At 35.6% G+C, this 202-nt stretch carries 1 pseudogene; it reads left to right on the top strand.

Features of this window, described 5'->3' with window-relative positions:
* A pseudogene (locus tag KI210_RS08850) lies at window positions 1-202 on the top strand (IS30 family transposase); the annotation flags it as partial.

Raw genomic sequence — 202 nt, 5'->3', positions numbered from 1 at the left:
TCGTGAGCTTGATTGCTCTCCTTCTACTATCAGTTATGAGGTTAAACGTGGTACTGTTTTGCTTTATCATGGTAAGCAAAAACGCTATAAGGCACAACAAGGTGATAAAGCTTACCAAATACATCGTAAGAATTGCGGTCGTAAATCAGATTTCTTAAAGAAATCTGACTTTATCAAATACGTTAATAAGCATTTCTGCGAA

It is taken from the genome of Lactobacillus corticis, from assembly GCF_018327645.1.
In the GTDB taxonomy this organism is placed as follows: domain Bacteria; phylum Bacillota; class Bacilli; order Lactobacillales; family Lactobacillaceae; genus Lactobacillus; species Lactobacillus corticis.
Note: the sequence above shows the minus strand (reverse complement) of the source record. Positions and strands in the feature narration are given on the sequence as shown.